We start from the raw sequence: 24,800 nt of genomic DNA on the forward strand, positions 1-24,800 counted from the left end.
GCGGCGGCGTAATTCGTGGTCACTTGGCTATCACAGCGGAGAGTGAAAACATGACAAACAGTGACAAAAACTATTAAGAACGTGGTTCACAGTGGTATCTGTTGATGGCTCGCAAGCAGCAAGCAGTGACTCCGTCGAGTAGACGTAGTTTCATGAAACTAGCTGGCGCGGCAGGGATTGCTGGACTCGCAGGCTGTACTGGGGGTGACGGTGGATCCGGTAACGGCACGAGCGCAGGCGGTGGATCTGACGGCACGACCACGCTTCAGTACTGGACGCTCTTCTCCGGAGGCGACGGTGAAGCGATGAAAAGCCTCGTCGACCAGTTCAACGAGGAACACGACAGCATCCAGATCAAGCGCCAGCGGCAACCGTTCGAGGAGTACTACGACAAGCTGTTCACCTCGATGACCGGAGGGAACGCGCCGGACCTCGCGGTGTTCCACACGACCGAGATTCAACGGTTCGTCGACGCGCTGCAACCGCTCGGCGACCTCGTCAGCGACGGCACGTCCAGCGCGTACGTCGAGTCGATCTGGAAGGAAACGGAGTTCGACGGCGACCGACTCGCACTCCCACTGGACACGCATCCGAACGGTCTCTACTACAACAAGGATATCTTCAGGGAAGCCGGCTTGGACCCGGAGAGTCCGCCGACGTCCTTCGAGGAGTTGAAGCAGGTAGCGAATACAATCGAGTCAGAGACCGACAAACTAGCGTTCAGCCCCGACCCGTACAACGCGTACTACGTCCGGCAGTTCATCGCGTGGCAACAGGGACGTGGTGGACAGTTCCTCAACGAAGACAAGACGAAGGCGATGTTCGGCGGCGAGGACGGAACCGCGTTAGCGCAGTTCTACCACGACATCACCAACAAGTGGGGTTGGGACAAAGCCGACGCGACGATGGACCGAGGCACCAAAGCGTTCCGCACTGGTGACATGGCGATGACCATCAACGGGACGTGGTACTTCGGCGTGCTCCAGCAGCAAGACTACGACTGGGGCATGACGAAACCGTTCGTCGCTCCCGAACAGACCCAGAAGCGGACGTGGGCGAACAGTCACACGCTCGGTGTTCCGAACAGCGGGAAGAACAAGGAAGCCGCCGTGAAAGCAGCCGAGTGGCTGACGCAGAACAGTCTCACCTGGGGGACGGACGCCGGTCACCTCCCCGCTGCGAAGCAGACTCTCAACTCCGACGAACTACAGAGTGCGACTGTCTGGAACAAGACGCTCTCGACGTTCTCGGAGATGGCGCAGGACGGCCAACTCTCGTACATGCCGAGCACGAAGAACAACGAGAACTACAAGCGACCCGTGAACCAGGCGATATCACAGGTCTACTCCGGTCAGCTCGATCCAGCGAAAGCGATGAAACAAGCGGCCAACGAAGTGACGAAGAACCTGCAGGGGTGACGGGACGGAGCTAACCATGGCAACGAAAGATACACAAAGCGTGTTGAGTCGGCTTCAAGAAGTCGACTTCACCGACAAGGAGACGCGTGACGGTGTGTTGTTCGCTCTCCCGTACCTCCTGGTGTTCTCGGTGTTCCTGCTGTACCCGTTATTGAAGGGGTTCTACATGAGTCTCTACGACTGGAACGCCTTCGCCCCCTCACAGTCCGAGTTCATCCTCTTCGACAACTACCTCAGGATGCTCCAAGACCCGACGTTCTGGAAGGCCGTCCGTGCTACGGTGTTCTTCGTGGTGCTGACGGTTCCAACGCTCGTCGTGCTCGGACTCGCCATCGCACTCGGCGTCAACCGAGACGTCAAGGGTAAACGGTTCCTTCGGACCGTGTTCTTCAGCCCGTACGTCCTGACCGTGTCGGTCGTCGCACTCGTCTGGGCCGAACTGTACGCGCCCGATTACGGTCCGATAAACTACTATCTGGAGTTCCTCGTGAGCAACCCGCCGTCGTGGTTGAACAGTTTCACCTTCGCCATGCCGGCTGTCGCGCTCGCGACCATCTGGTGGACCGTCGGCTTCAACTTCGTCATTCTGCTGGCCGCCCGACAAGGCGTTCCGGAGCGACTGTACGAAGCTGCACGCATCGACGGAGCGAGTACCTGGCGGGCGTTCAAGGATATCACGCTCCCGCAGATGCGGTCGGCCATCATGTTCGTGACGACCGTGCAGTTCATCGCCTCATTCCAGATCTTCGGTCAGGTGTACATCATGACCAACGGGGGGCCGGGTAACTCCACGCAGACGCTCGTCATGTACCTGTTCCGGATGGCGTTCCGCGAACAGGAGTTCGGGTACGGCGCTGCTATCGGGTACTTCCTGTTCTTCGTACTCGTGGCAGTGTCCATCGTCAACTACAAATTCATCGGAAATGATAACCAATGAGTACAACATCCTCGAAACAGTTGGGTTCGCAACGCCTCAGAACTGCTGGGCTGTACGTGGCACTGTACGGTGCTGCGTTCCTCTTCGTCGTCCCGTACCTCTACATGCTGTCGACGTCGCTGAAGACCGCGCAGTTCGCGTTCTCACAACAGCCGTACTGGATACCCCCAGAGGTCTCCTTCGAGTGGTATCTGATCGTCCTACGAGAAGCGCCGATGGTGCAGTGGCTGGTGAACACGTTCATCATCGCAGCGACGACGACGCTCTTGGTGGTCATCCTCGATTCGATGATCGCCTTCTCGCTCACCAAACTCGATTGGCCGGGTAAGCGCGTCGTCTTCACCGTGATCATCGCGAGCTTCATGGTGCCGATCTACGCGAACATGGTCCCACTGTTCACCATCATCTCGGACTTCGGACTCGTCAACAGTCCACTGGCGGTCATTCTCCCGTTCAGTGCGATGCCGATCGGCGTGTTCCTGTTCACGCAGTTCTTCAGGGATCTCCCGGACTCCGTGATCGAAGCGGCGAAGCTCGACGGGTTCAACACGTTCCAGATCTACGCGCGCATCGTCCTCCCGTTGATGAAGCCAGCCATCGCTGCGCTCTCGCTGTACACCTTCGTGTACACGTGGAATCAGTTCCTCTGGCCGCTCATCGTCTTGCAGGGTGAGTCGTCGTTCACCCTACCCGTGGGTATCGTGACGATGCAACCGACGCAGGTCTTCCAGCCCGGCGCAGAGATGGCAGGAACGCTCTTGGCGGCTGCGCCGCTGTTCATCGTGTTCCTCATCCTGCAGGAGCACCTCGTGAACGCCGTCCAGATGCAGGGGACCACAGGATAATGATGGACGAACAGCCTCCCACCGAGACAGCCCAGTCGGCACACAAGCGGACCTTCCGCTTCGTCTACCGCCACAGTTTGGAACTCGTGGCTGTCAGCGTCATGTGGTTCGTCGCCTCGCTTCCGGTAGTGACACTCGGACCGGCAACGCTCGGCGCGTACGCCGCAGTCCGGTCGCTTCGGCAGACGGGTCACGTCGATCGCGCGTACGTCGCGCGAGCACTCGGCATGAACGGCATCCACGCAGCCCTGCTGAGCTTCCTCCCGCTCGCGTTCGTCGTGTCGGCGACGCTCTATCTCGGCAGCGGTGGCGGACTCGGTGGCTTCGAGAACGTTGCAGCGGTCGTCGGCATCTACGTCGGCGGCTACCTCGGCGTGGCGCTGATCCCGACGTTCTACGCCCTGGCCGACGGAGAAACACCGCTCGCATCGCTCAAGCAGGGGTACGTGTGGGTTGCCACGAAACCCACATCGACGGTCACGCTGGCACTCGTCACCGGGACGCTGTTCGTCGTGACGGCACTGATGACGGTCGGGTTCGTCCTGCTGTTCCCAGCACTGACGATCTCCTACCACGTCGAGGTGCTAGCAGACGAGCCAGCCGAGGGTCAGGGAGCCGACACACCTACGGGAAGACCGGAAGCGCTCGCCTGACTCCACCTCGCCTCGTACCTGTATCAATACGAAGACTCATACCGACTTGGCAGAAACAGAGCGAACATCGCGGACAAGAGTACACACAATACAACGAATGAAGCTCAACAACGCACAGAACACAACAGTAGGTCGCACATCTCGTTCACTGAACGGGGAGTGGTCTCTCCGTCTCGATGATGGCGACGTCGGCACAACCGAAGAGTGGCACCGTACCGCCCCGTGGGCGACCGACGATCTCCTGACGGTCTCGGTCCCCCACGCGTGGCAGGAACACGACGAGCTCGCAGACTACACTGGCGTCGCCTGGTACCGACGCACAGTGTCGCTCGACTCGCTCCCCGACGGCCAGCGAGCGTTTCTCCGGTTCGGTGCCGTCGACTATCACGCGACTGTCTACGTGAATGGGACCGAATGTGGCGATCACCGTGGCGGCTATCTCCCCTTCGAGGTCGACGTCACGGACGCCATCGGAGCCGGCGAGAACGTTGTCACCGTCCGGGTCGAAGACCCCGAAGATATCAGTGAAATCCCGCACGGCAAGCAGGGAGAACCGTGGTACAAGCGGGTCAGCGGTATCTGGCAAGAGGTCACGCTCGAAACCCGCCCGACAACGTACGTCGAGAACGCTGCAGTCACCCCCAATCTCGACACGGACACGGCAACGGTCGAACTCACCACCGTTGGCGACTCGTCGACCGATTCCACTTCGCTCACGGCGACCATCAGTGTCGAACGGGACGGCTCTGTCGTCACCAGCGTCGAAGCCGACGTCTCTCCCGACGACACGACCACCGTGTCCGTGCCGATTCCGGACGCCGAGTACTGGACCCCCGAGACCCCCGTCATCTACGACTTCGAGATTCAACTCGAAGACGAGTCCGGTGCCGTCGACGTGTACGAAGACTACTTCGGCATGCGGTCTATCGCGGTCGAAGATGGCACGTTCAAACTGAACGGCGAACCGCTCTACATCCGTGGAGCGCTCGACCAGGGGTACTACCCCAAGACGCTGTACCGACCGTTCGAAGAAGGGTTGTTCGAGCGCGAGATTCGCACTGCGAAGGAACTCGGGTTCAACCTCCTTCGGAAACACATCAAACCTGCCCACCCCGACTTCCTCGAACTCGCAGACCGCCTGGGGATGCTCGTCTGGGAGGAGCCTGCGAACCCCGCTCGCTACACCGAGCGCTCTAAGCGCGAGGTTCGCGAGCAGTTACAGGCGCTCATCGAGCGTGACTTCAATCGGCCGAGCGTCATCATCTGGAGTCTCTACAACGAAGAATGGGGGATTGGCCATCAAGAAGACGAACAGTTCATCTGGGAAGACGAGGAGAAACAGGCCTACCTCGGCGAACTGTACGAGACGGCGAAACGCTGGGACTCCACGCGGCCGATCTGTGACAACTCAGGGTGGGCTCACGTCGCGACGGACATCAACGACTACCACCGCTACTTCGCCAGTCCCGACCGCGCTGCTGCCTGGGGAGACGACCTCGACGCCATGACGGCGGATCCCGCGGGGAACTACGCCGCGGAGTACACCGACCCCGAGTCGACACCCATTGTCGTTTCGGAGTTCGGCACGTGGGGGCTCTCCGATACCGAGGCGCTCGAAGAGTTCTACGGCGGCGAGCCGGACTGGTACACCCACCCGTTCCTGACCGCATCGGACGAGGAGGTGAGCGAACGACAGGTCCATCTCGAATCGAACCTCCGTTCACCCGCCGGCTTCAAGAAGCGTCTCGAGGAGACGACGCTGCTCGATACCTTCGACGACGTCACCGACCTCGCCGAGGCGTGGCAGTGGCGGGAGTATCTCTCTGTGAAGGATCTCATCGAACAGATGCGGGTCCACGACGGCATCTCGGGCTACATCATCACCGAGTTCAGCGACATCGAGTGGGAGTTCAACGGCATCCTCGACTACCGCCGCGAGGAGAAGGCGTTCCACGACGACTTCGCGGCCATCAACAACGAGCTGTTGATTACCGCAGAGCCTGCGTCTCACGTCGCCTGGAGTGGCGACGACACCGACGTCGAAATCACGGTCGTCAACGACGGGCGTGAAGCCCACACCGGGACGGTCGAGTGGTCGCTCGTCACCGAAGAGACCGAGGAGGTCGTCGACGGTGGAAGCCTCGACGTCGGTGTCGATGCGCATGCCAAGTCTCGGACGCGAACGGTTACGGTGACAGCACCGACTGTCGACGTGTGCGAGCGCTGTTCACTGCAGGTCACGTTCACCACCGAGACGGCGACAGCGACGAACGACGAACCGGTGACCGTCGTGAGCGCAGCGCGGGCTCCGAATCGTGAGCTCACGGTCTTCGTCCAGGAGAACTACGTCGCCGATCGCCTCATCGGTTCCTGTCACGACGTGACGCGAGAGCTGAGCGACGAGGTCGACCTTGCAGTCGTCTCGACCTTCGATGCGGCGGCTCGTGGCTTCGCCGAGGCCGGCGGGAGAGTCTTGCTCGTGCCACCGGCGCACGAACCTGCACCGACAGACGACCTGTTCGATTACCGCGAACTCCCGCCGGGAGAGAACTGGAATCTGTGTTCTGCGCTGTTCGCTCACGACTGTCCGCTCATCTCGGATGCGACCGGGAGCAAGCGACTCGACTGGGCCTTCGAGGGGCTCTACCCGAACGCACTGGCGACAGGGCTAGACACCGACCGCGACGAGATTCACATCGAATACGTCGAAGGGTGGATTGCCAACTGGGGGAGTCCGCTCGTGACGCGCACTGTCAGTGAGGGGGAGGTCAGTACGTCGACCTTCGCGCTCGGGGAGGGATACGGTGAGCATCCCGTCGCCACGCTCCTACTGGACCGACTCATCACCCATCTCGCCCGTGACTGACCTTCGACATCCGAAAACAACACCACACACGACCTCACACATCTGTCTATGACACGAATCACTGACTACGAACTGTTCGAGGTGCCGCCGCGATGGCTGTTCCTCCGACTCGAGACTAGCGACGGCACCGTTGGCTGGGGCGAACCGGTCGTCGAAGGCCGCTCACACACCGTCCGCGGGGCGGTCGAGGAGCTCGTCGAGACGTATCTCCTCGGAGAGGACCCCTCACGAATCGAAGACCACTGGCAGTCGATGTACCGCGGTGGGTTCTACCGCGGTGGGCCGGTTCTCATGTCGGCCATCGCCGGTATCGACCAGGCGCTGTGGGACATCAAGGGCAAGCAGTTCGGTGCGCCCGTCTACGAGCTCCTGGGTGGCCCGGTTCGGGACCGCGTCCGCGTCTACCAGTGGGTCGGCGGCGACCGCCCGGCCGACGTCGGTGAGGCCGCCGCTGAGAAAGTCGACGCGGGGTTCACTGCGCTGAAGATGAACGCCACTCCGGAGATTCGCCGCATCGACAACCCGAGTGCCGTCGCAGACGCCGTCGACCGACTCCGGACCGTCCGCGAGGCCGTCGGCCCCGAGGTTGACATCGGCGTCGACTTCCACGGGCGGGTCACCAAGCCGATGGCCAAGCGACTGGTGAAAGCGCTCGAACCGCACGAACCGTTCTTCATCGAAGAGCCGGTGTTGCCGGAACACAACGACGCACTGCCCGAAATCGCCGCGCAGACGTCGACGCCCATCGCGACGGGCGAACGGATGTACTCCCGGTGGGATTTCAAAGAGGTCTTCGAGAACCAGTCGGTCGACCTCATCCAGCCAGACCTCTCGCACGCCGGCGGCATCACCGAGGTGAAGAAGATTGCTGCGATGGCCGAGGCGTACGACGTGGCGATGGCCCCACACTGCCCGCTCGGGCCGCTCGCGCTCGCATCGTGTCTCCAGGTCGACGCCGTCGCGCCGAACGCGCTCATCCAAGAGCAGAGCCTCGATATCCACTACAACGAGAGCAACGACGTCCTCGACTACCTCGAAGACCCCTCGGTGTTCGACTACGACGACGGCTACGTCGACCTTCCGGACGGACCGGGCCTCGGCGTCGACATCGACGTCGACTACGTCCGTGAGCGTGCGGAACTCGACGTCGACTGGCACAACCCCGTCTGGCGACACGACGACGGGAGTGTCGCCGAATGGTGAGCGCAACCTAACCGACCGCTGATGGACCGCTTGCGAACTGACCTTTGACGACAGACAGAACAAGACAAATCATGACAGTAGAACGCTGGAGCTCCGAGAAAGCATGGAACTGGTACGACGAACAAGACTGGCTCGTCGGGTGTAACTACCTCCCCAGTACGGCGGTGAACCCGACTGAGATGTGGCTCGCCGAGTCGTTCGACCCCGAGACGATCGACCGCGAACTCCGGTGGGCGAGCGCGGTCGGCATGAACACCGCCCGAGTGTTCCTTCAGTACGTCGTCTGGGAGGACGACCCCGAGGGACTGAAACAACGGATGGACCGCTATCTCGACATCGCCGACAGCCACGGCCTCTCGACGATGTTCGTCTTCTTCGACGACGTCGGGTTCTCCGGAGACGAACCGTATCTCGGTCCACAGAAAGACCCGCTCCCGAACACCCACAACAGCCAGTGGACACCCAGCCCCGGCCACGAACGGGCGGTCGACCGTTCGACGTGGCCACAGCTCGCCGAGTACGTCCGCGACATCGTCGGTGCGTTCCGCGACGACGACCGTGTTCTCATTTGGGACGTCTACAACGAGCCCGGAAACAGCGAGATGGAGCAAAAGACGCTCCCACTTCTCCGCGAGTCCTTTGATTGGGTCCGCGAGGCGAACCCGACCCAGCCAGTTACCGCAGGCGTCAACTGGGATCCGAACCGGACGGAGCAGAACCGAATCGGGAGCAAGCACGCAGACGTCGTCTCGTTCCACGACTACAGCGAACTCTCGTTCACGAAAGAGCGCCTCGAGGACCTCGAAGCGTACGACCGACCGTTGCTCTGTACGGAGTGGCTTGCGCGCACGCGAGATAACCACGTTCGCACGCATCTGCCGTACTACAAGGAGAAGAACATCGGCTGTTACACGTGGGGGTTCGTCAACGGGAAGATTCAGACGCACCTCCCGTGGAGTACCGCACAGACCTCCATCGCCGAAGCCGTTGAAGACGAGGATACGGACACTTGGTTCCACGATCTCCTCCACGAAGACGGAACTCCCTACCGCCAAGAAGAGGTCGAACTGCTCTGTGAGTACACTGGCCGGGGAGAGCTGTCGGACGTCCCAGGGGTCGGAGGCGACTGAGATGAGCTCGCGCCACGAAGGACACGTCGCAATCGTCACCGGGTCGACGAAAGGTATCGGCGCTGGGATTGCAAAACGCCTCGGTCGCGAGGGCGCGACCGTCGTCGTTAACGGCCGATCAGCAGCTGACGGCGAGGAGATCGTCGAGTCGATTCGCTCGGAGGGCGGGGAGGCGACGTTCATCGAAGCAGACATGCGCGACCCTACCGCCATCGAGGCGCTCGTCGAGGAGACAGCCGACCGATTCGGTCGAATCGACGTGCTCGTGAACAACGCCGGCGTGCAGACAGAGACGACGGCGACCCAAGCAACGATGGACGACTGGGAGTTCGTCCTCGAGACGGACTTTCGTTCCTTCTGGCTGTGCGTCAAGCATGCAGTCGAATACATGTCCGAGGGAAGCGCCATCCTGAACATGTCCTCGAACCACGCGTTCCTGACGATGCCCGGGTTGTTCCCGTACAATGCGGTGAAGGCGGGGATCAACGGAATGACGCGTGCACTCGCGCTCGAACTCGGTCCACTCGGTATTCGGGTGAACACCATCAACCCCGGGTGGGTCGAGGTCGAACGAACGCGAGAGGAACTGAGCGCTGACGACCGCGAGCACGTCGAATCGATGCATCCGCTCGGGCGTATCGGGACTCCTGATGATGTCGCAGCGGCCTCGGCGTTCCTGACGAGTGATGAGGCGTCGTTCATCACCGGAACGAGTCTCCTCGTCGACGGCGGGCGGACTGCCGTCATGCAGGATCATACTTTCGTCGAGTACAAGAACAGTCTCGAGTAGCTTCGGTGTCGACTAGGTCGCAGGAGGTTACCGTTCGATGCCTGCGTCACCGGTTTTCAGCACCAGATCCACTTCTTCTGGCGTCACGACGGCGAGGTCGCCAGCCATCGTTCGCTTGAGCGCGGCGGTCGCTGCGGCGTACGCGAGTGCCTCGGCGACACTGTCGCCAGCGACGTGTCGGGCGAGGTATGCTCCGACGAAGGCGTCCCCGGTTCCGATTGCGTCGACGGTCTCTGTCTCGAACGCTGGCTGCTCGTGGACCGTCCCTTCGTGAACCGCGAGCGCCCCCTCGTCGCCACGAGTGATGATGACCGTCTCGAAGTCGAAATCCCTCGCCAGTCCCGCTGCGAGTGCTTCGGCGTCTCCGGTGCGGTCGAGGACCGTCCGGACGTCTCGCTCGGCGGCGACGAGGATGTCGACGTCCGGAAACAGCGACTCGTACATCGCACGCGCCTCCGCCAGAGTCCACAGTTTCGACCGATAGTTCAGATCGAACGCGGTGGTCGTTCCTGTCTCCCTCGCAGTGGCGAGGACATAAGCCGTCGTCTCTGCGAGCGTCTCGGAGAGTGCCGGTGTGATGCCGCTCGTGTAGAAAACCGATGCGTCACGGACGGCGTCGAGGTCGAGGTCAGCCGGACGAGCAGTGGTAATCGCCGCGTCCGCGCGGTCGTAGATAACTGTCGTTGGTCGTGGTGTCGCACCTTGCTCGATGTAGTACGCTCCCTGTCGCGCAGTCTCGTCCCAGCAGATCCGTGGATCGACACCGTGACGCTGGAGTTCGTTCGTAACACGGCGTCCGAGCGGGGAGTCTGGGAGCTTCGAGAGCCACGTCGTCGAGCTCCCAAGTCGGGACGCTGCGACGGCGACGTTACTCTCTGCACCCGCCGTCCGGAAGTCGAGTGAAGTGGCCGTCTCCAGCCGCTCTCCCGACGGTGGGCTCAAGCGAAGCATCGTCTCACCGAACGTGACGAGGTCGGGCGTCATCGGTGTTCCTCGGCGAGCGCGGTGAACTGTGCTGCGGTCTCGGTCAGTGTCTGGTAGTCTCCGGCGTCGATCGCGTCAGTGTCGGCGAGTGCGCTTCCGACGCCAACGGCAACCGCCCCCGCCTCGAAGAATTCAGCGGCGTTGTCCAACGACACGCCACCTGTCGGAACGAGCGGGACTTGTGGAAGCGGACCGTTGATCGCGCTCACCTGCCCGGGGCCAGTCGTCGATGCGGGGAACAGCTTGCAGAGATCTGCGCCTACTTCCGTCGCGGTGAGTGCTTCTGTCGGCGTCATAACACCCGTCGCAATGGGTGTGCCGTACCGGTTACACGTCTCGATGACCTCGGTATTGACCGTCGGCGTGACGACGAACTCCGCCCCGGCGAGTTGGACTGCACGCGCAGTTTCAGGGTCGAGAACGGTCCCTGCTCCGATAGCGATGTCGTCGCCATGCTCCCGGGAGACCTGTCGAATCATGTCGACCGCGCCCGGCGTGTCGACCGTGATTTCGATGGCTTCGACGCCGCCGGCTGCAATGGCGTCGACGACATCACCGACGGCCTCCACTGAAACACCGCGAAGGATTGCGATAACACCTGAATCTACGATCCGCTGACGGACGTCACTCTTACTCATGCGTCTACGTGTCTACACCGAGTGGATGCACATAACTTCGGGTGATGCTGGCACCATTAGTCACCTCTGAACTACCGCGGAGAACCTGACGATGGGAACGCACACGTCAGTGGACAGTGCTCGCGTACACACCAGTCCGTACACTTATACTGGTTCTCTCAGATACGAAAGTATGAGTTCGCTCCGACCGCCAGCAGTGCCACTCGTCACACACCACCCCTACTTCAGTGTCTGGTCTCCGACCACCCACCTAGCCGAGTCGACACCGATACACTGGACTGAATCGGAGCATGGCCTCACTGGGTTTGCAGTCATCGATGGCGAATCCTATCGATTCGCGGGCGAGCATGGTGATGTTCCGGCGATGGAACAGACGAATCTGATCGTGCACCCGACCACGACCGGCTACACCTTCCGGGCAGCTGGTATCGAACTCGAGGTCGAGTTCACCTCTCCACTCTTGCTCGACGACTTCGACCTCCTTTCGCGGCCGACCACCTACGTTACCTTCCGTACACGGGCAGTCGACGGCGAGGATCACGATATCTCGATCTACTTCGACGTGACTGCGGAGTGGTGTGTGGATACGCCGGAGCAGTCGACTGAGCCGGACCGCGTCTCTGTTCAGGGCTATGGCCAGGCACTCCGGGTCGGGACGGAGACTCAGGATATCCTCGGTCACAGCGGTGACGACGTCCGCATCGATTGGGGGTACCTGTATCTCCTCGCACCGACTAGCGTGCCAACGGAGCGTGTTATCGCGGGAGCAGCCGTCCGCGACGAATTCGTTGCGACGGCTCAGCTCCCGCAGTTGGATGCTGAGGCGGCGTCGGCCGACGCGGACGACGACCTGTCCGTGTTAGCCTGCGCATTCGAGATGGATGTCGATGGTGAGTCCGAACAAGAGACGTTCCTCACGGTGGCCTACGACGAACGGAAAGCGATCGAGTATTTCGGCGAGCACCTCGAACCCTACTGGCGACGTGATGGGACGACACCCGAAGAAATGCTCGCGACAGCGGTCGAAGCGTATTCGGCAGTTCGCGCGCGCTGTACAGCGTTCGACGAAGAATTACGACAACGGAGCCTCGAGGCGGGCGGCGAGTCGTACGCAGACATCACCTCGCTCGCGTACCGGCAGGCAATCGCCTCCCATACGCTCGTCGAGTACGAGGGACGGCCGTTGTTCTTCTCGAAGGAGTGTTTCAGCAACGGCTGTATCGCGACGGTCGACGTGACCTATCCCTCGATTCCACTCTTCTTGTTGTACGCCCCCGAACTCGTCAAAGGGATGCTCCGGCCGATCTTCCGCTACGCTCGGACCGCCGACTGGCCGTACGAGTTTGCCCCGCACGACGTTGGAACGTATCCGAAGGCGAACGGGCAAACGTACCGCACAGTCGATGGTGAACTGGTCCTCGAGAACCAGATGCCGATCGAAGAGTGTGGGAATATGCTCATCGCGACTGCCGCAGTCTGTCTCCGCGATGGCGAGTCGGCGTTCGCAGACGACCACTGGAAGTTGCTGACCCAATGGGCTGAGTACCTCCTCAAAAACGGCTACGACCCGGGTGAGCAACTCTGTACCGACGACTTCGCTGGCCATCTCGCTCACAACGTGAATCTCTCCTTGAAAACGATTTTTGGGATTGCGAGTTACGGACTGCTGTGTGGGCTTCGAAGAGAGACCGACCGCCGGGAAGAATACGTGGAGATTGCACGCGAGATGGCCGAGGAGTGGACACGAGATGCGGACGATGGCGAGCACTTCAGATTGGCGTTCGACAAACCAGGGACGTGGAGTCTCAAATACAACCTTGTGTGGGATCACTTGTTCGACTTGGATCTGTTCGACGACACTGTTGCAGAGACAGAAGTTGAAAAGTATCTTGAGGAACAGAACCGGTACGGAACTCCGCTGGACTGCCGAGCGTCGTACACGAAAGCCGATTGGGTACTCTGGGCAGCAACGCTCGCGGAGGATGACTCGGACTTCGAGCAGTTAGTCGACTCGCTGTGGCGATTCTTGGATGAAACGCCTCATCGGGTCCCTCTCGCCGACTGGTACGACACGAAGACTGCCGAACGGACCAGATTCCAGCATCGGTCTGTGGTTGGTGGGTTGTTCATGAGACTGTTGGATCAAGATCCACCGTTCGTCACGAGAGACGCGAACTAACCGAACGTAGTGTTCGACACCTGCCGAGTGAGCTGAGACAGGAGAGAAAAGGTAGTTCAGCGTACTTTTCTCTATGAATTGATCGGCGAAACGTATCGGTGGTGATCAGAAGTAATTATACATCTGTTGCCGGGTGGTGGGCAAGAAACTGCGTCGAATGGTCTTTATGGAACCCTTGGGCATCTGAGGTGAAAGACAGCTAGATATTCTACCAATACTTTTGGTGAGAACTGCTTCGTTACCCCTCTGAGCTGGTGTTCGTCTATCGAGCGCTTGGTGTCGTCGTCGAAAGCGCCAATGAACGACTGTCGTAAAATGATGGTGTACGCCTAGACGATTGAAATCCACAACGTCGTCCTTCCGTGACTGCTCGTCGCAAGAGACTTCAGTCGGGTTGTCATTGAATATCAGTTCAGAATTTCAAATACATCTGTTTTCAGATCGAGGGAAGACACGCGATTACGGCTGAAGTTCACGAGCCCACAGCGGCTCGCGCGTTGTATTCAGCACAACCACCGAAGCCGATCAGAGAGATGCGAGGAGAAAACTCCTCCCCTGAGGGGTGGAAGGAATCCGATACTTGCCACCACCACTGCGCTTGAACAGCGGGGAGGAAACACCCCCGACGCTCGGCATCGGCAGCGGCACACAGCCAAGAACTGATCCGAATCGCGGTCTCGTCAAGCGCAGCGTGATTCGGACTTCGACCGTCGGTTGGCTGTAGATCAGCCTTCTGGACCCGCTCGTGAACGGATTTTCGCGAACGTTCGACACCCAACTCTGCGAGCAACGAGACGGTGTTCGACAGTCCTTCGTCGTTAATCAAACACCGTCGTTCGGTTCGAGCCGGGATTTATTATCCTCCACCGTATCGGCTGAACTATGCCACCAACGATCACGCGGATCGAGAGCACCGAGTTCCGGTACCCCCTCGAGGACGTTGGCACCGACGGAAACGGGTTCAATCTCGCTTACGAACCAGGGACGACAACGGAACGAAAGCTGTTCGCGCTGGAGATACACACGGACGAGGGTATCACCGGCGAGTACGTCGGCGGGAATTCACCGGGGGCAGCTCAGATACACACGTTCGCGGACTATCTCGTCGGGAAGAACCCGCTCGAACGCGAGCGGCACTGGAGCGAGGTAAAACGGGCGCTCCGAAAGTACGACCGGATGGGAATCGGACCCATCGACATCGCTCTCTGGGACCTCGCTGGAAAGTACTACGACGCACCTGTTCACGAACTCCTCGGAACTTACCGCACCCGTCTCCCGACGTACGCCTCAACGTACCACGCGGACGACAACGGTGGGTTGGACTCCCCGGAAGCGTACGCCGATTTCGCCGAAGAGTGTCTCGAGGCGGGGTATCCCGGATTCAAGATCCACGGCTGGGGCGGAAGCGACGAGGCCCGTGACGTCCAACGTGAGGTGGAAACGGTACGGACGGTTGGGAAACGGGTCGGTGACAAGATGGACTTGATGGTGGATCCCGCCTGTGAACTCGAGACGTTCGCGGACGCGTTGAAGGTCGGTCGCGCCTGCGACGAGTACGACTACCTCTGGTACGAGGACCCGTACCGGGACGGCGGAATCTCCCAGCACGCACACAAAAAACTCCGCGAGCAGATAGATACCCCCATCCTCCAGACCGAACACGTTCGCGGTCTCGAGCCACACACGGACTTCATAGCAAACGGCGCTACGGACTTCGTCCGTGCGGATCCGGAGTACGACGCGGGCATTACTGGCGCGATGAAGATCGCGCGCGTTGCGGAAGGGTTCGGCCTCGACGTAGAGTTCCACGCGCCAGGCCCGGCCCAGCGCCACTGTATCGCTGCCTGCCGAAATGCGAACTATTACGAGCTAGCTCTCGTCCACCCCGAGTGCCAGAACACCCAACCCCCCGTCTACAAGGGTGGATACTCGGACATGTTCGACACGATCGACGAGAACGGAACGGTAAGCGTCCCCGACGGCCCCGGACTCGGAGTGGAGTACGACTGGGATTACATCGAAGCGAACAGCACCGGAAGCGTCCACGTGTACGAGTAACGTTTCGGCACAGCCCCCGAAACCCGCCACTCTGCTGTCGAAACGTGGTCGCCGAACAGAGGCAAACGTTACGTCCTCGTCGGTGTCCGGAACCGGACCGAGTCGGAGCGGTAGTAGGACCGAACGGGTCGGCGCTGTGGGTCTCGGTCGTCCGTCGAGCAGGATACGGCGGGTGTCGAAGGACGGTGTTCGAACCCTCCTCCACGCGTTCTGAGACGTCGAGTAACGCTCTATCGGGCGGCTTTGACCAGTGCTTCTAGGTCGAGGTGGCCGGCGCCGTGGTAGCTCTCCCCCCCTGCAGGCATGCTGGCGGTGTCTTGGATGAGCTTCTCCACCTCCTCGACGGAGGCGTCGGGACGGAGCGAACGGACCAGTGCCACGGCACCCGAGACCTGTGGCGCGGCCATCGAGGTGCCGGCCTTCCACCCGTAACCGCCCTGAACGGTCGAGTAGACGAGATCGTTCGCGGCTCCCTCGATACCGCTATCCAGCGCCTCCAAGTCCGCGTTCCCGCCGGCAGCACTGATATCCACCGGACTCCCGTAGTTCGTGTAGAACGCGGGCTGGGTCGTCGGCTCCTCCAGTCGGTTGCCTGTGAGCCACTTAGCCTCGTTGTCGCTGTGTTTGCCGCCCCAGCCGTAGCCGATCGGACCCGTCGCGCTCACGCCGAAGACCCCCTCGGCTTCCGTCGGAAGGCTCAGGGTACTTCTTGGAGTCATGTCGAGCCCGTCGTTCCCGGCGGAGTTGACGATGACCGTTCCCTTCGACCGGACGTACTCCGCGACCTGCTCGGCGATGCGGAGTTCCTGCAGGAGTTCCGGATACTCGTCGGGATAGACGTACGGCGCGGGGAAGCCGACGCTGTAGTTGATCGCATCACAACCGGCCTCGGCGGCCTTCACCCAGCCGGCGTAACCGTCGCCCTGTTTGCCCTCGACGCCGGAGAACATCCGATAAGAGACGAGCTCCGTCTCAGGTGCGGTCCCGAGGACGCCGCCCGCGGGACCGTCGTTGCTGTTCGTCGCCGCGATGATACCAGCGACGTGAGTACCGTGGTTCCCGGCGCCGTTGGGCCGCCAGTCGTAGTCATCCTCGGAGACGTTCTCGGAGAGGTCGTCGTTGACGACGCCCGCGAGGTCGGGATGGCTGTCGTCGACGCCGCTGTCGACGACGGCGACGCGGGTCCCTTCACCGGTCGCAATGTCGTGGATCGACTTGCCGCCGCCGGGCTTGTCGGTGAGCTCGTTGGCGAGGTCCTGTTCGCGCTTATCCCACTGATACTCGGAGTTCGTCGCGGGTCCGTCGTGGTTGTGGCCCTCCCCCTCCCCGGTAGTACTGGGTCCGTCGTGAGACCTGACGGCACCAGTCCCGTCCGCGCTCAGGTCGATCGTGAGGTCGCTGACCGTCGTCCCGTCTACGCGGTCTTGGTCACCGCGGGCGACCAACACGTCCGCCTGCGAGAGGTCGTGGACGATCTCGACGTCGTCCGGTATCTCCGAACGGTCAACGTCCCGGAGGTTGATGAAGAACCGCGAATCGGAGTTCTGTGCCGTCACCTGACCAGCTCCGAGAGTCGCCGCACTGACTGTCGCCCCTGTGAGCTGGAGGAATCTCCGTCGATTGTAATCCGACATTACAGTTGGACTGAGTGATGAGCACGTATAACATTTGTCCGTCCAATAGATGATTGAGCGAGAGATCGAACTAACTGAATCTGACGACAGGGTGTGACGAAGCACTCGGAGGTCCGTGAGATCGATCGCTCTCCGGTGTATGGCGTCTCCGGGGGTTCGCCATCGAGAGCGCGTGACGCCACCGCAGACCGGCGAAAGGGTTCGAGACCAGAGCGACATAGGTCGGGTTCTGGTCGGTATCGTTCTGCGTTCCGACCACTCCGCAGGCCCGTGCTACCCGTCACGAGTGACCTAACATCTCACACGTAAGGTTGTTCATTACAGTATTATGCGCGTAACGAATGCTGCGTCGTCGCGGGTGGCAGTCAGTCGTGGTCGTACCTCGCAGTCTAACTCGGCTATAAGGAATCTCGAGGGCTCGTCGTTCGAGTGACTCTGTGTGGACGTACCGAGAGACACGACCGCCAACGAGCGGTATCTCTACGGACCAGTTCGGGACCGGACTGCAGTCTGTCGACTGCGAGTGGACGGCCGGGTCGGGGGTGGGTTGCCAGTCGATCGCCCGCGGCGACTGCTGGTTCTCGTCCGTCACTATCGTTTTCTCCGACCACGTCGGACGCCCAGTGGAGGAGCGTCGGTCCAGCGAGATACCCCGATCATACTATTCACACATAATACTAATCAAAATGTAATATATGGGTAAGTGAACCGTCTCCGGCTCCGACTCCGGAGCCGACTCTGAGCGAGGAGTCAAGTCGAGACCAGGACCGCAACGGCGGCTGCGACGCCGAGTAGAGCCACGGCCTGTACGAGCCCCCTTCCGAATCGAGGGACTCGTAGTCGAGATCCTGACGAGCGTCGATGGATCTCCAGTCGAGACACGTACCCGGCCAGCGACCGCAGACGGGCTCTTCGTCGACGCCGGCAGACGACTGGGTCAGGCTACGCTCTGGGCGGAGATATGTCCGCAGCTCGGCGAGGCTCGTCTCTCGGTGATGAGTCCGCCGACTTCTCGATCAGTTTCGACGGGGGGACCGCCGACTCCGTCGGCAGTCACCGATGTCTTCGTCGTCGCGCGACGGTGTAGGCAGTATCGACTGTCTGTAACCCAAACTGGCCCGCACGTAATCGACACTACTCGGGGGTGGTGTCCCGTGACATCGGACTCGCTCTCTCACTTCGACTTTGGTTCCGTGTGTAGCCCACAGCTCGAAACGCCCGAGCTATCCAGTTCGACGATCTGGCTTCGTCGCTCTATACATAATTTATTTGTTATAACGCGCATATTATAATTATTCTGATATACTTCGACCACTTTGTCTCCCGTCCACGGCACGCCTTTTCGATCGGCCCCGTCAGCCCGACCGACTGGCACCCCGAATTCGATACGGCCGCCGGAGCGTGCTGCGGAGTCCGTCCGGTTGCTCGCGAATGTTCGTTGGCCGCACGCAGGCGAGACACGCAGTCTCTGGGTGACCGACTGCTTAGTCCGTACACTCTGCTACCGGTACTGTCAGCGACGGTTTACGCTGAACGGAACGCAACGTCACCACGACCCCTCTCAATTGTCGGGCTGCAAGAGATTACGGAGATGGTGGTCGCCCAATACGAGGACGAGAAGCGCACCAACGAGATCGAAGCCGAGGTCGAGGACAGTATCTCTTTTACTGTAGACAACGAGAATCGGTTCTATCCCGAGGCGATCAGCGAGAGCGTGAACGAAATATTCACACATTTCCCAGAGCACGCCACAGACGACGACCGCACCGACGACCCACCGTCGAGGATCACGCCCTCGATGGTTGGCCGCCGTAAAGACGAGGATCACCGGCTTGGAGGACGTCGACGAGAAAACGGTGGAGGCAGCCCGTGGGATGGGGATGACCGAGTGGGAGATTTTGCGGAAAGTTCGACTTCCCCTCGCGATGCCCGTGATATTCGCGGGCATTCGGACGAGTACGGTGCTCAACGTCGGAACCGCTTACCTCGCGTTCTTCATCGGCGGCGGCGGACTCGGCGTCTGGGTGGTCGGCGGCATCCAGCTGTTCAATCGACCGCAACTGCTCGCCGGCGCGATTACCGGCGCGTTGCTCGCTGTCACTCTCGACGGGGCGCTCGCGCTCGCTGAACGGCGGATCGGCGCCGAGACGAACACCGACCGGTCTACGGCAGCCGCCTGAAGCCGGATCACCCCGTTCGTCCGATCCCGTGGTCGACGGTGCTCCGAACGTTACTCGCGTAGCAGCTCGTCGAGAGTGATCAGTACGTAGAGGACTCCGACGAGGCGCGTCCCCGATACACCCAGGGCGTCCAGCGACACGTACTCGCATCAGTGTACGCTAACGGTGCAGCGGAGTCGACGTAGACGTGAGGGGCCGCCAAGAAGACGACTCCACTGACCCTGGAACTCTGTTGAATTTCGAATACGACGCGTCGGTTCACAGCAGCGTAGACGGTCGCGAGATCTCGTCCGTGTAGGCAGAGACGCGTGTGGCGGCAAGCCGAGGGCGAACAGCCTTAGCAGTGGGCGAGACAGATACTCTCATGATCGACGATACAGTGGAGCAGATTCGAGAAGAACAGATTCAGAGTACCTCGATTGCCGCTGTGAAAGCCGCTGAAGCGCTCCGTGAATTAGTGACGCGAGAGTACCACACTGTCGAGGATTTCATGCGGTCGCTAGTTCGTAACAGTCGAGCACTCCGGCAAGCGAATCAGTCACATGCGATGCTGTACACGACCCAGCAACGGATCATCGCCGAAGTCAACGAATTCGACCCTGAGACAGTGGATGCGGCACAAGAGCGGCTGGAGGCTGTCGTGCGAGAGATTGTCATTGGGATTAAGTCGAGCAAGGAGCAAGCGGCCGAGACAGCAGCTACACTCATCGAGGACGGTGACGTACTCTTGACCCACGGATATTCCTCGACGGTGGTGGCGACACTCAACTGTGCGCTCGAGTCGGGGAAGCAGTTCGAGTTGTACGTCACCGAATCGCGACCGCAGTATCTCGGTCGGAAGATGGCCCGTCGGTTTGCGAACAGAGACGGCATCGACGTGACACTCATCGTCGACGGCGCCGTCGGATACTACCTGTCCGAGGCTGACCGCGTCGTCGTCGGCATGAACTGTGTTATCGGCGAAACCGTGTACAACCACGTCGGGACCTACCCACTCGTCGCAACGGCCGCATCCGAAGGGGTTCCGGTGACCGTCGTCGGGCCGGCGTCCAAGTTTATCGGGAGCGGCTTCGAGTTCAGCAACGAGTTCGGTCTCGCTTCCGAAGTACTGCTCGAACCGGCCGAAGGGTTCGATATCGGGAATCCTGCGTACGACTCGACACCAACGCGACTCCTCGAGACGGTCGTCACGGAGGATGGTGTGATGAGATTCTGACTCTCTATCAGTGGCAGAGAAACTGGTCCCGAACGACGGATTGTCGTCAGTTCGAGAGCTATTCACTGCGCGTACGACGGGTTGAGGAGAATACAGATTCCTCCGGAACGAGACGTCCTGACGCAGTCGAGGGGGACTGTCACTGAATCTGTCTCGAACAGTGGGGCAGACAGGTACCGACGTCTGGCTCGGTCGTCGATGTCCGATCTCGATTGAAACCCTTATCACGCCGACAGCCAAAAGGGGGGTATGAATTACGATACCGTCGTTTTCGACAACGACGGTGTTCTCGTCGGTCGGACGCGTTTTGACGTTCTCCGAGAGGCGACTAAAGACACGTTTGCACAGTTCGGTGTGACCGATCCGACGTCCGAGCACGTCGAAGAGATGACCATCGGTGCGACTCCCAGTGACGTCGCTACCGTGAGTGACGTCTACGACTTCGAGCCGGAGCAGTTCTGGCGCACTCGCGACAGCACGCTGTCTGCGGCACAGCAAAGCGAAGCTCGCGCAGGTCGAAAGACCCCCTACGACGACGTCGACACACTGGCGGATCTCGACGTCGCAATGGGTATCGTCAGCTCGAACCAGCATGAGACCGTCGAGTTCCTGCTCGAACATTTCGATCTCACGGAGCTGTTCGACACTGCGTATGGCCGCGAGGCGACGATCGAGAGCCTCACACTCCGAAAGCCGAATCCACACTACCTCGATCGGGCGCTCGCCGACCTCGATGCAGAGTCTGCGCTGTACGTCGGTGACAACGAATCCGACATCAAGGCTGCCGAAAACGCTGGCATCGACTCGGCCTTCATTCGTCGTCCCCACCGCAGCGACTGGGAGCTCAACGTGTGGCCCACCTGGGATATCGACTCGCTGGACGATCTGCACGAGATCTGTCGATAAGGAGGATCGCTCTGTACTCGGAGTGAAGAGATCGACCACGGACAGAAGCTGGATCGAACTAGTTACGTCTGCCAACCGGCAGATATCATACGTGGTTTGAGAGGCATCGTAATCGGAGTTCGCGACGGAGCGGTTGTCTGTCGTATGATCGGTTTCCGTTGGCTGTCGGCGTATCTCGAACACACCTCGAACAACGTGTATGGAGGCCACATTCGATGGAGGAACGACTCCTCATTACGAACACAGTCTACGATGTTGAAATAGCGTCGTCGATCACACGGTCAGGTTCCGACTTGGGTCTACGGAGGTCTATTGGCACCAGATGACGACGAGTCAGCAACCCAGTGTCGTAACGAACAATCGGCATCCTGACATTCGACTTTCGCAGGGAAAAGTTGTCCGGGATCGGCGATCCGAAAGACGATCTGACCTCGACCGATATATCTGTTTGAGTGAAGTACCCCGCGTCGGATGACGCGGGGCGTCTGTGTCTAGTCTCTTCTTCGTCGGACTCTCGTGAACTACCGACCATTGCAGTTCCTTCTGGAAATCTCTCACCGCGGTTCCCGAACGCTTAGCGACTGTAAGCGTGCTACCTCGACACGGAGAGCCGTCTTCGAAGTTCGGAAGTGACGACATTTCGATATGACGGCAGTAAAGGTGTAACGCCCGACAACTGACGGAACCCGCGTGTGTGCCTCTACCGGTCCCGTTATTTGCTTGTTAACGTGTCAGTTAGTGAGCCGTCTTAGACCGTGTGTGGTCCTCAGTCAGCGACAGTGACCGATCGAGTCGTCACGTCCGAAGAGTAACACTTCGTGATAGCTGTACGAGATTTTGAATGACGGGGTCATTGTCGAGTCGACTGTTCGCGGTCGCAAGTACTCACGCGAGGGTTACTCGCCTCGGTTGCCGTACGTTTCTTTCCCCCAACCAAAATCGGAGGCTTCGTCGTTCCGTTCGAGGTAGTCCTCCAGCGTCTCGTGGACGGCTCGACCGAGATCCTGTAGCGCGGCGTCGATCATCGAAACTGTGCTCGAATCGAACGGCTCGGTCGCGTCCCGCTCCCGCCAGTCGTTCGGTATCGTCGGGGCGTCGAAGCGAAGCCTGTCTTCGGTCGGGTCCCAATAGAAGTCGAACGCCTGGAACAGGCCGAGGTCGCTGACGATTCGAACGTGCCCTTCGTCAAGGTCCGTGTACTCGGCCCACTCGTTGAATCCCTCCTTCCACGCACCCTCTTGGAGCAGGTCTTCGAGATCCTCGCGGTAGAAGTCCTCTGACCCGAGCGTCTCGTCCTGCAACTCGAACTCGCGTGGCATCCCTCGGTTCGAAAGATCTGGCGGTTCTGGAACCTCTACATCGAGTGCCATACTAAATGTTAGTCCGGGAACACAATAAAGACAGGTGACGGTTTCCCGAGTCCCGGTGTCTGCGCTGTTGTCGAACTCCCGGGAGAGTTCCTGTAACGAGACGGAGCGACTCCCACATCGGTGTAGACTCCGTCTGCTTCGGTCCTGACGCCGTACGCCTGTTCGTCAAGAGAGTGAACGAGGTTGAGGGTGGCGTTTCACTGTCTTTCTGCTGTCGCTTGTTCCGGCTACCGGGTTGTTTTAACCTGCTTCGCGTGTAATCACTCGTACATGAGAGGGCTCCGAATCGGTTCGGCGTTTGGAATTCCGGTCCGGCTCAACTGGACCTTCTTGATCGTCCTTCCGCTCTTCGCCGTATTCATCGCCTGGGATATCGCTGAGTTGGTGGTGGTGATAAACCAGACGTTCGGCGCCACGATGGACCCGGACCAGTTGACCGAAGGGAACCTCCCGTGGGTACTCGGACTGGCTTCGGCGCTGGGACTGTTTACCGGCGTCCTGTTGCACGAGTTCGGCCACTCGTTGGTCGCGTTGCGATACGGATACGAGATCGAATCGATTACACTCTGGCTGCTCGGCGGCGTGGCTAGCTTCACCGAATTCCCCGAAGACTGGCGTCACGAGCTGGTGATCGCTATCGCTGGCCCCGTCGTGAGCGTCCTCCTCGGCGTGGGCTCTTACGTGGCATTTACCAGTCTCCCGTCGAGTGTCGACGCAGTCCGGTTCGTCTTCGGCTATCTCGCAATCCTGAACATAGTGCTCGCTGCGTTCAATCTGCTCCCTGGCTTTCCGATGGATGGCGGACGTATTCTCCGAGCACTCCTCGCTCGGAACCAGCCACACGCGAAGGCAACCCAACAGGCTGCTGCCGTCGGGAAAGTGTTCGCGTTCGGCCTGGGCCTTCTCGGGTTGTTCGCCAACTGGTTTCTCATCGTACTGGCGTTTTTCATCTACATCGCCGCGTCCGGCGAGGCCCAACAGACCACGATCAAGGCAGCTTTCGAAGACATCACCGTAAGCGACATCATGACGCCCGAAGAGAACCTCGAGACGGTTTCCGAGGAGACTACGATCTCTGATCTCCTCGCGCGGATGTTTACCGAGCGCCATATCGGGTATCCAGTACTGCGAAACGGCAATCTCGTTGGGATGGTGACGCTGGACGATGCGAGTGCTGTCGAAGAAGTCGAACGGGATGCATATCGCGTCGAGGACGTGATGTCAACCGACCTCCATACGATCTCTCCCGACGCCGACGCAATGACTGCCTTCCAGCAGATGCAGCAGAACGGCGTTGGTCGCCTACCGATCGTCGACGATGCCGGTGATCTCGTTGGAATCATTTCTCGGACAGACATGATGCGAGCGTTCAACGTCATTCAGAGCGGCGGGCCACCACGGACACTCGGCCAGTCGACCTCCGAACCCGATCTCCAGTGAGAACCGGCTCTCACGAGACAGTCACGGCGGACGTTACAATCTCACGGAGCGAGCGAAGCACGTGAATTGGCCCGGTAATGGAGACCTCCAGCAGAACGAAGAAGATGGTGACGTGGGTGGGTCAGATGTCGATTGCTAGTAGGGCGGTGATGGCTCCAGTACTGACACGACTAGTCCGGCCAACAAGAGTGCAACAGTGTAGGGGAACTCCCGGACCCTGGCGACGAAGATTCCGACGACTGCCGCGATGATGAACATGGACAGCACCTCGAGCAGTAACGTCTCGACTTCCGAGGCCAGACCCGAATCGTCAGGTGGGGAGCTAGTGGAGAGTACACAGAGAGGTGAGGGCA

General features: G+C 60.2%; 18 protein-coding genes and 2 pseudogenes. 14 read left to right on the forward strand and 6 right to left on the reverse strand.

What is annotated here, in order from left to right; translation table 11 throughout:
* Window positions 1-104: 104 nt before the first annotated feature.
* The 8 genes from BSG17_RS13935 to BSG17_RS13970 all read left to right on the forward strand — a co-directional run bounded on the left by BSG17_RS13935 (window position 105) and on the right by BSG17_RS13970 (window position 9,842).
* A complete protein-coding gene (locus tag BSG17_RS13935) occupies window positions 105-1,418 on the forward strand; it encodes an ABC transporter substrate-binding protein (protein WP_089825111.1) in 1,314 nt (437 codons plus the stop codon).
* Between the two features lie 16 nt (window positions 1,419-1,434).
* Window positions 1,435-2,355, forward strand: a complete 921-nt coding sequence (locus tag BSG17_RS13940; RefSeq protein WP_089825113.1) for a carbohydrate ABC transporter permease — start codon at window positions 1,435-1,437, stop codon at window positions 2,353-2,355.
* On the forward strand, window positions 2,352-3,200 hold the full coding sequence (locus tag BSG17_RS13945) for a carbohydrate ABC transporter permease (protein ID WP_089825115.1): 849 nt from the start codon (window positions 2,352-2,354) through the stop codon (window positions 3,198-3,200). The genes BSG17_RS13940 and BSG17_RS13945 overlap by 4 nt, the downstream gene beginning before the upstream one ends.
* Entirely contained in the window at window positions 3,200-3,853 is a 654-nt protein-coding gene (locus BSG17_RS13950; RefSeq protein WP_139246611.1) for a hypothetical protein, read from the forward strand. The genes BSG17_RS13945 and BSG17_RS13950 overlap by 1 nt, the downstream gene beginning before the upstream one ends.
* Window positions 3,854-3,950: 97 nt before the next feature.
* Entirely contained in the window at window positions 3,951-6,719 is a 2,769-nt protein-coding gene (locus tag BSG17_RS13955; protein WP_089825118.1) for a glycoside hydrolase family 2 protein, read from the forward strand.
* 48 nt (window positions 6,720-6,767) lie between these two features.
* Window positions 6,768-7,922 (forward strand): galactonate dehydratase, encoded by a 1,155-nt coding sequence (gene dgoD, locus BSG17_RS13960; RefSeq protein ID WP_089825120.1) that lies wholly within the window; start codon window positions 6,768-6,770, stop codon window positions 7,920-7,922.
* Window positions 7,923-7,993: 71 nt separating this feature from the next.
* A complete protein-coding gene (locus BSG17_RS13965) occupies window positions 7,994-9,052 on the forward strand; it encodes a cellulase family glycosylhydrolase (RefSeq protein WP_089825122.1) in 1,059 nt (352 codons plus the stop codon).
* 1 nt (window position 9,053) lies between these two features.
* Window positions 9,054-9,842, forward strand: coding sequence for an SDR family NAD(P)-dependent oxidoreductase (locus tag BSG17_RS13970; RefSeq protein ID WP_089825124.1), 789 nt, complete (start codon window positions 9,054-9,056; stop codon window positions 9,840-9,842).
* Between the two features lie 27 nt (window positions 9,843-9,869).
* On the opposite strand, the gene kdgK1 is transcribed toward BSG17_RS13970, so the two are convergent.
* The gene (kdgK1, locus tag BSG17_RS13975; protein ID WP_089825126.1) at window positions 9,870-10,826 is read right to left on the reverse strand and encodes a bifunctional 2-dehydro-3-deoxygluconokinase/2-dehydro-3-deoxygalactonokinase; all 957 of its coding nucleotides are present in this window, start codon (window positions 10,824-10,826) and stop codon (window positions 9,870-9,872) included.
* The gene (locus BSG17_RS13980; RefSeq protein WP_089825128.1) at window positions 10,823-11,464 is read right to left on the reverse strand and encodes a bifunctional 4-hydroxy-2-oxoglutarate aldolase/2-dehydro-3-deoxy-phosphogluconate aldolase; all 642 of its coding nucleotides are present in this window, start codon (window positions 11,462-11,464) and stop codon (window positions 10,823-10,825) included. The genes kdgK1 and BSG17_RS13980 overlap by 4 nt, the downstream gene beginning before the upstream one ends.
* Before the next feature lie 172 nt (window positions 11,465-11,636).
* On the opposite strand from BSG17_RS13980, the gene BSG17_RS13985 reads away from it, so the two are divergent.
* Entirely contained in the window at window positions 11,637-13,643 is a 2,007-nt protein-coding gene (locus BSG17_RS13985) for a glutaminase domain-containing protein (RefSeq protein ID WP_089825130.1), read from the forward strand.
* Window positions 13,644-14,271: 628 nt separating this feature from the next.
* Here the strand turns inward: BSG17_RS13985 and BSG17_RS27810 are convergent.
* Window positions 14,272-14,451 (reverse strand): annotated as a pseudogene (locus BSG17_RS27810) (IS6 family transposase); the annotation flags it as partial.
* Between the two features lie 74 nt (window positions 14,452-14,525).
* Between BSG17_RS27810 and BSG17_RS13995 the strand changes: the two are divergent.
* Complete coding sequence (locus tag BSG17_RS13995; RefSeq protein ID WP_089825132.1) at window positions 14,526-15,701, forward strand: mandelate racemase family protein; 1,176 nt, start codon at window positions 14,526-14,528, stop codon at window positions 15,699-15,701.
* A gap of 230 nt (window positions 15,702-15,931) precedes the next feature.
* Here BSG17_RS13995 and BSG17_RS14000 read toward each other — a convergent pair whose 3' ends face one another.
* Entirely contained in the window at window positions 15,932-17,335 is a 1,404-nt protein-coding gene (locus BSG17_RS14000; protein ID WP_089825134.1) for a S8 family peptidase, read from the reverse strand.
* A gap of 1,823 nt (window positions 17,336-19,158) precedes the next feature.
* Here BSG17_RS14000 and BSG17_RS14010 point away from each other — a divergent pair.
* The 3 genes and pseudogenes from BSG17_RS14010 to BSG17_RS14020 form a co-directional block, all read left to right on the forward strand.
* Window positions 19,159-19,515 (forward strand): annotated as a pseudogene (locus BSG17_RS14010) (ABC transporter permease); the annotation flags it as partial.
* Between the two features lie 364 nt (window positions 19,516-19,879).
* Window positions 19,880-20,731 (forward strand): eIF2B alpha/beta/delta subunit family protein, encoded by an 852-nt coding sequence (locus tag BSG17_RS14015; RefSeq protein ID WP_089825138.1) that lies wholly within the window; start codon window positions 19,880-19,882, stop codon window positions 20,729-20,731.
* A gap of 249 nt (window positions 20,732-20,980) precedes the next feature.
* A complete protein-coding gene (locus BSG17_RS14020; protein WP_089825141.1) occupies window positions 20,981-21,637 on the forward strand; it encodes an HAD family hydrolase in 657 nt (218 codons plus the stop codon).
* A gap of 896 nt (window positions 21,638-22,533) precedes the next feature.
* On the opposite strand, the gene BSG17_RS14025 is transcribed toward BSG17_RS14020, so the two are convergent.
* A complete protein-coding gene (locus BSG17_RS14025) occupies window positions 22,534-22,956 on the reverse strand; it encodes a DUF7992 family protein (RefSeq protein ID WP_089825143.1) in 423 nt (140 codons plus the stop codon).
* Between the two features lie 321 nt (window positions 22,957-23,277).
* Here BSG17_RS14025 and BSG17_RS14030 point away from each other — a divergent pair, with 321 nt between their 5' ends.
* Complete coding sequence (locus BSG17_RS14030) at window positions 23,278-24,447, forward strand: M50 family metallopeptidase (RefSeq protein WP_089825145.1); 1,170 nt, start codon at window positions 23,278-23,280, stop codon at window positions 24,445-24,447.
* A gap of 135 nt (window positions 24,448-24,582) precedes the next feature.
* Here the strand turns inward: BSG17_RS14030 and BSG17_RS28270 are convergent, their stop codons facing one another.
* Complete coding sequence (locus tag BSG17_RS28270) at window positions 24,583-24,705, reverse strand: hypothetical protein (RefSeq protein WP_280141177.1); 123 nt, start codon at window positions 24,703-24,705, stop codon at window positions 24,583-24,585.
* Window positions 24,706-24,800: the final 95 nt, after the last annotated feature.

Origin of the sequence: Halogranum amylolyticum (assembly GCF_900110465.1) — an archaeon.
Lineage (GTDB): Archaea > Halobacteriota > Halobacteria > Halobacteriales > Haloferacaceae > Halogranum > Halogranum amylolyticum.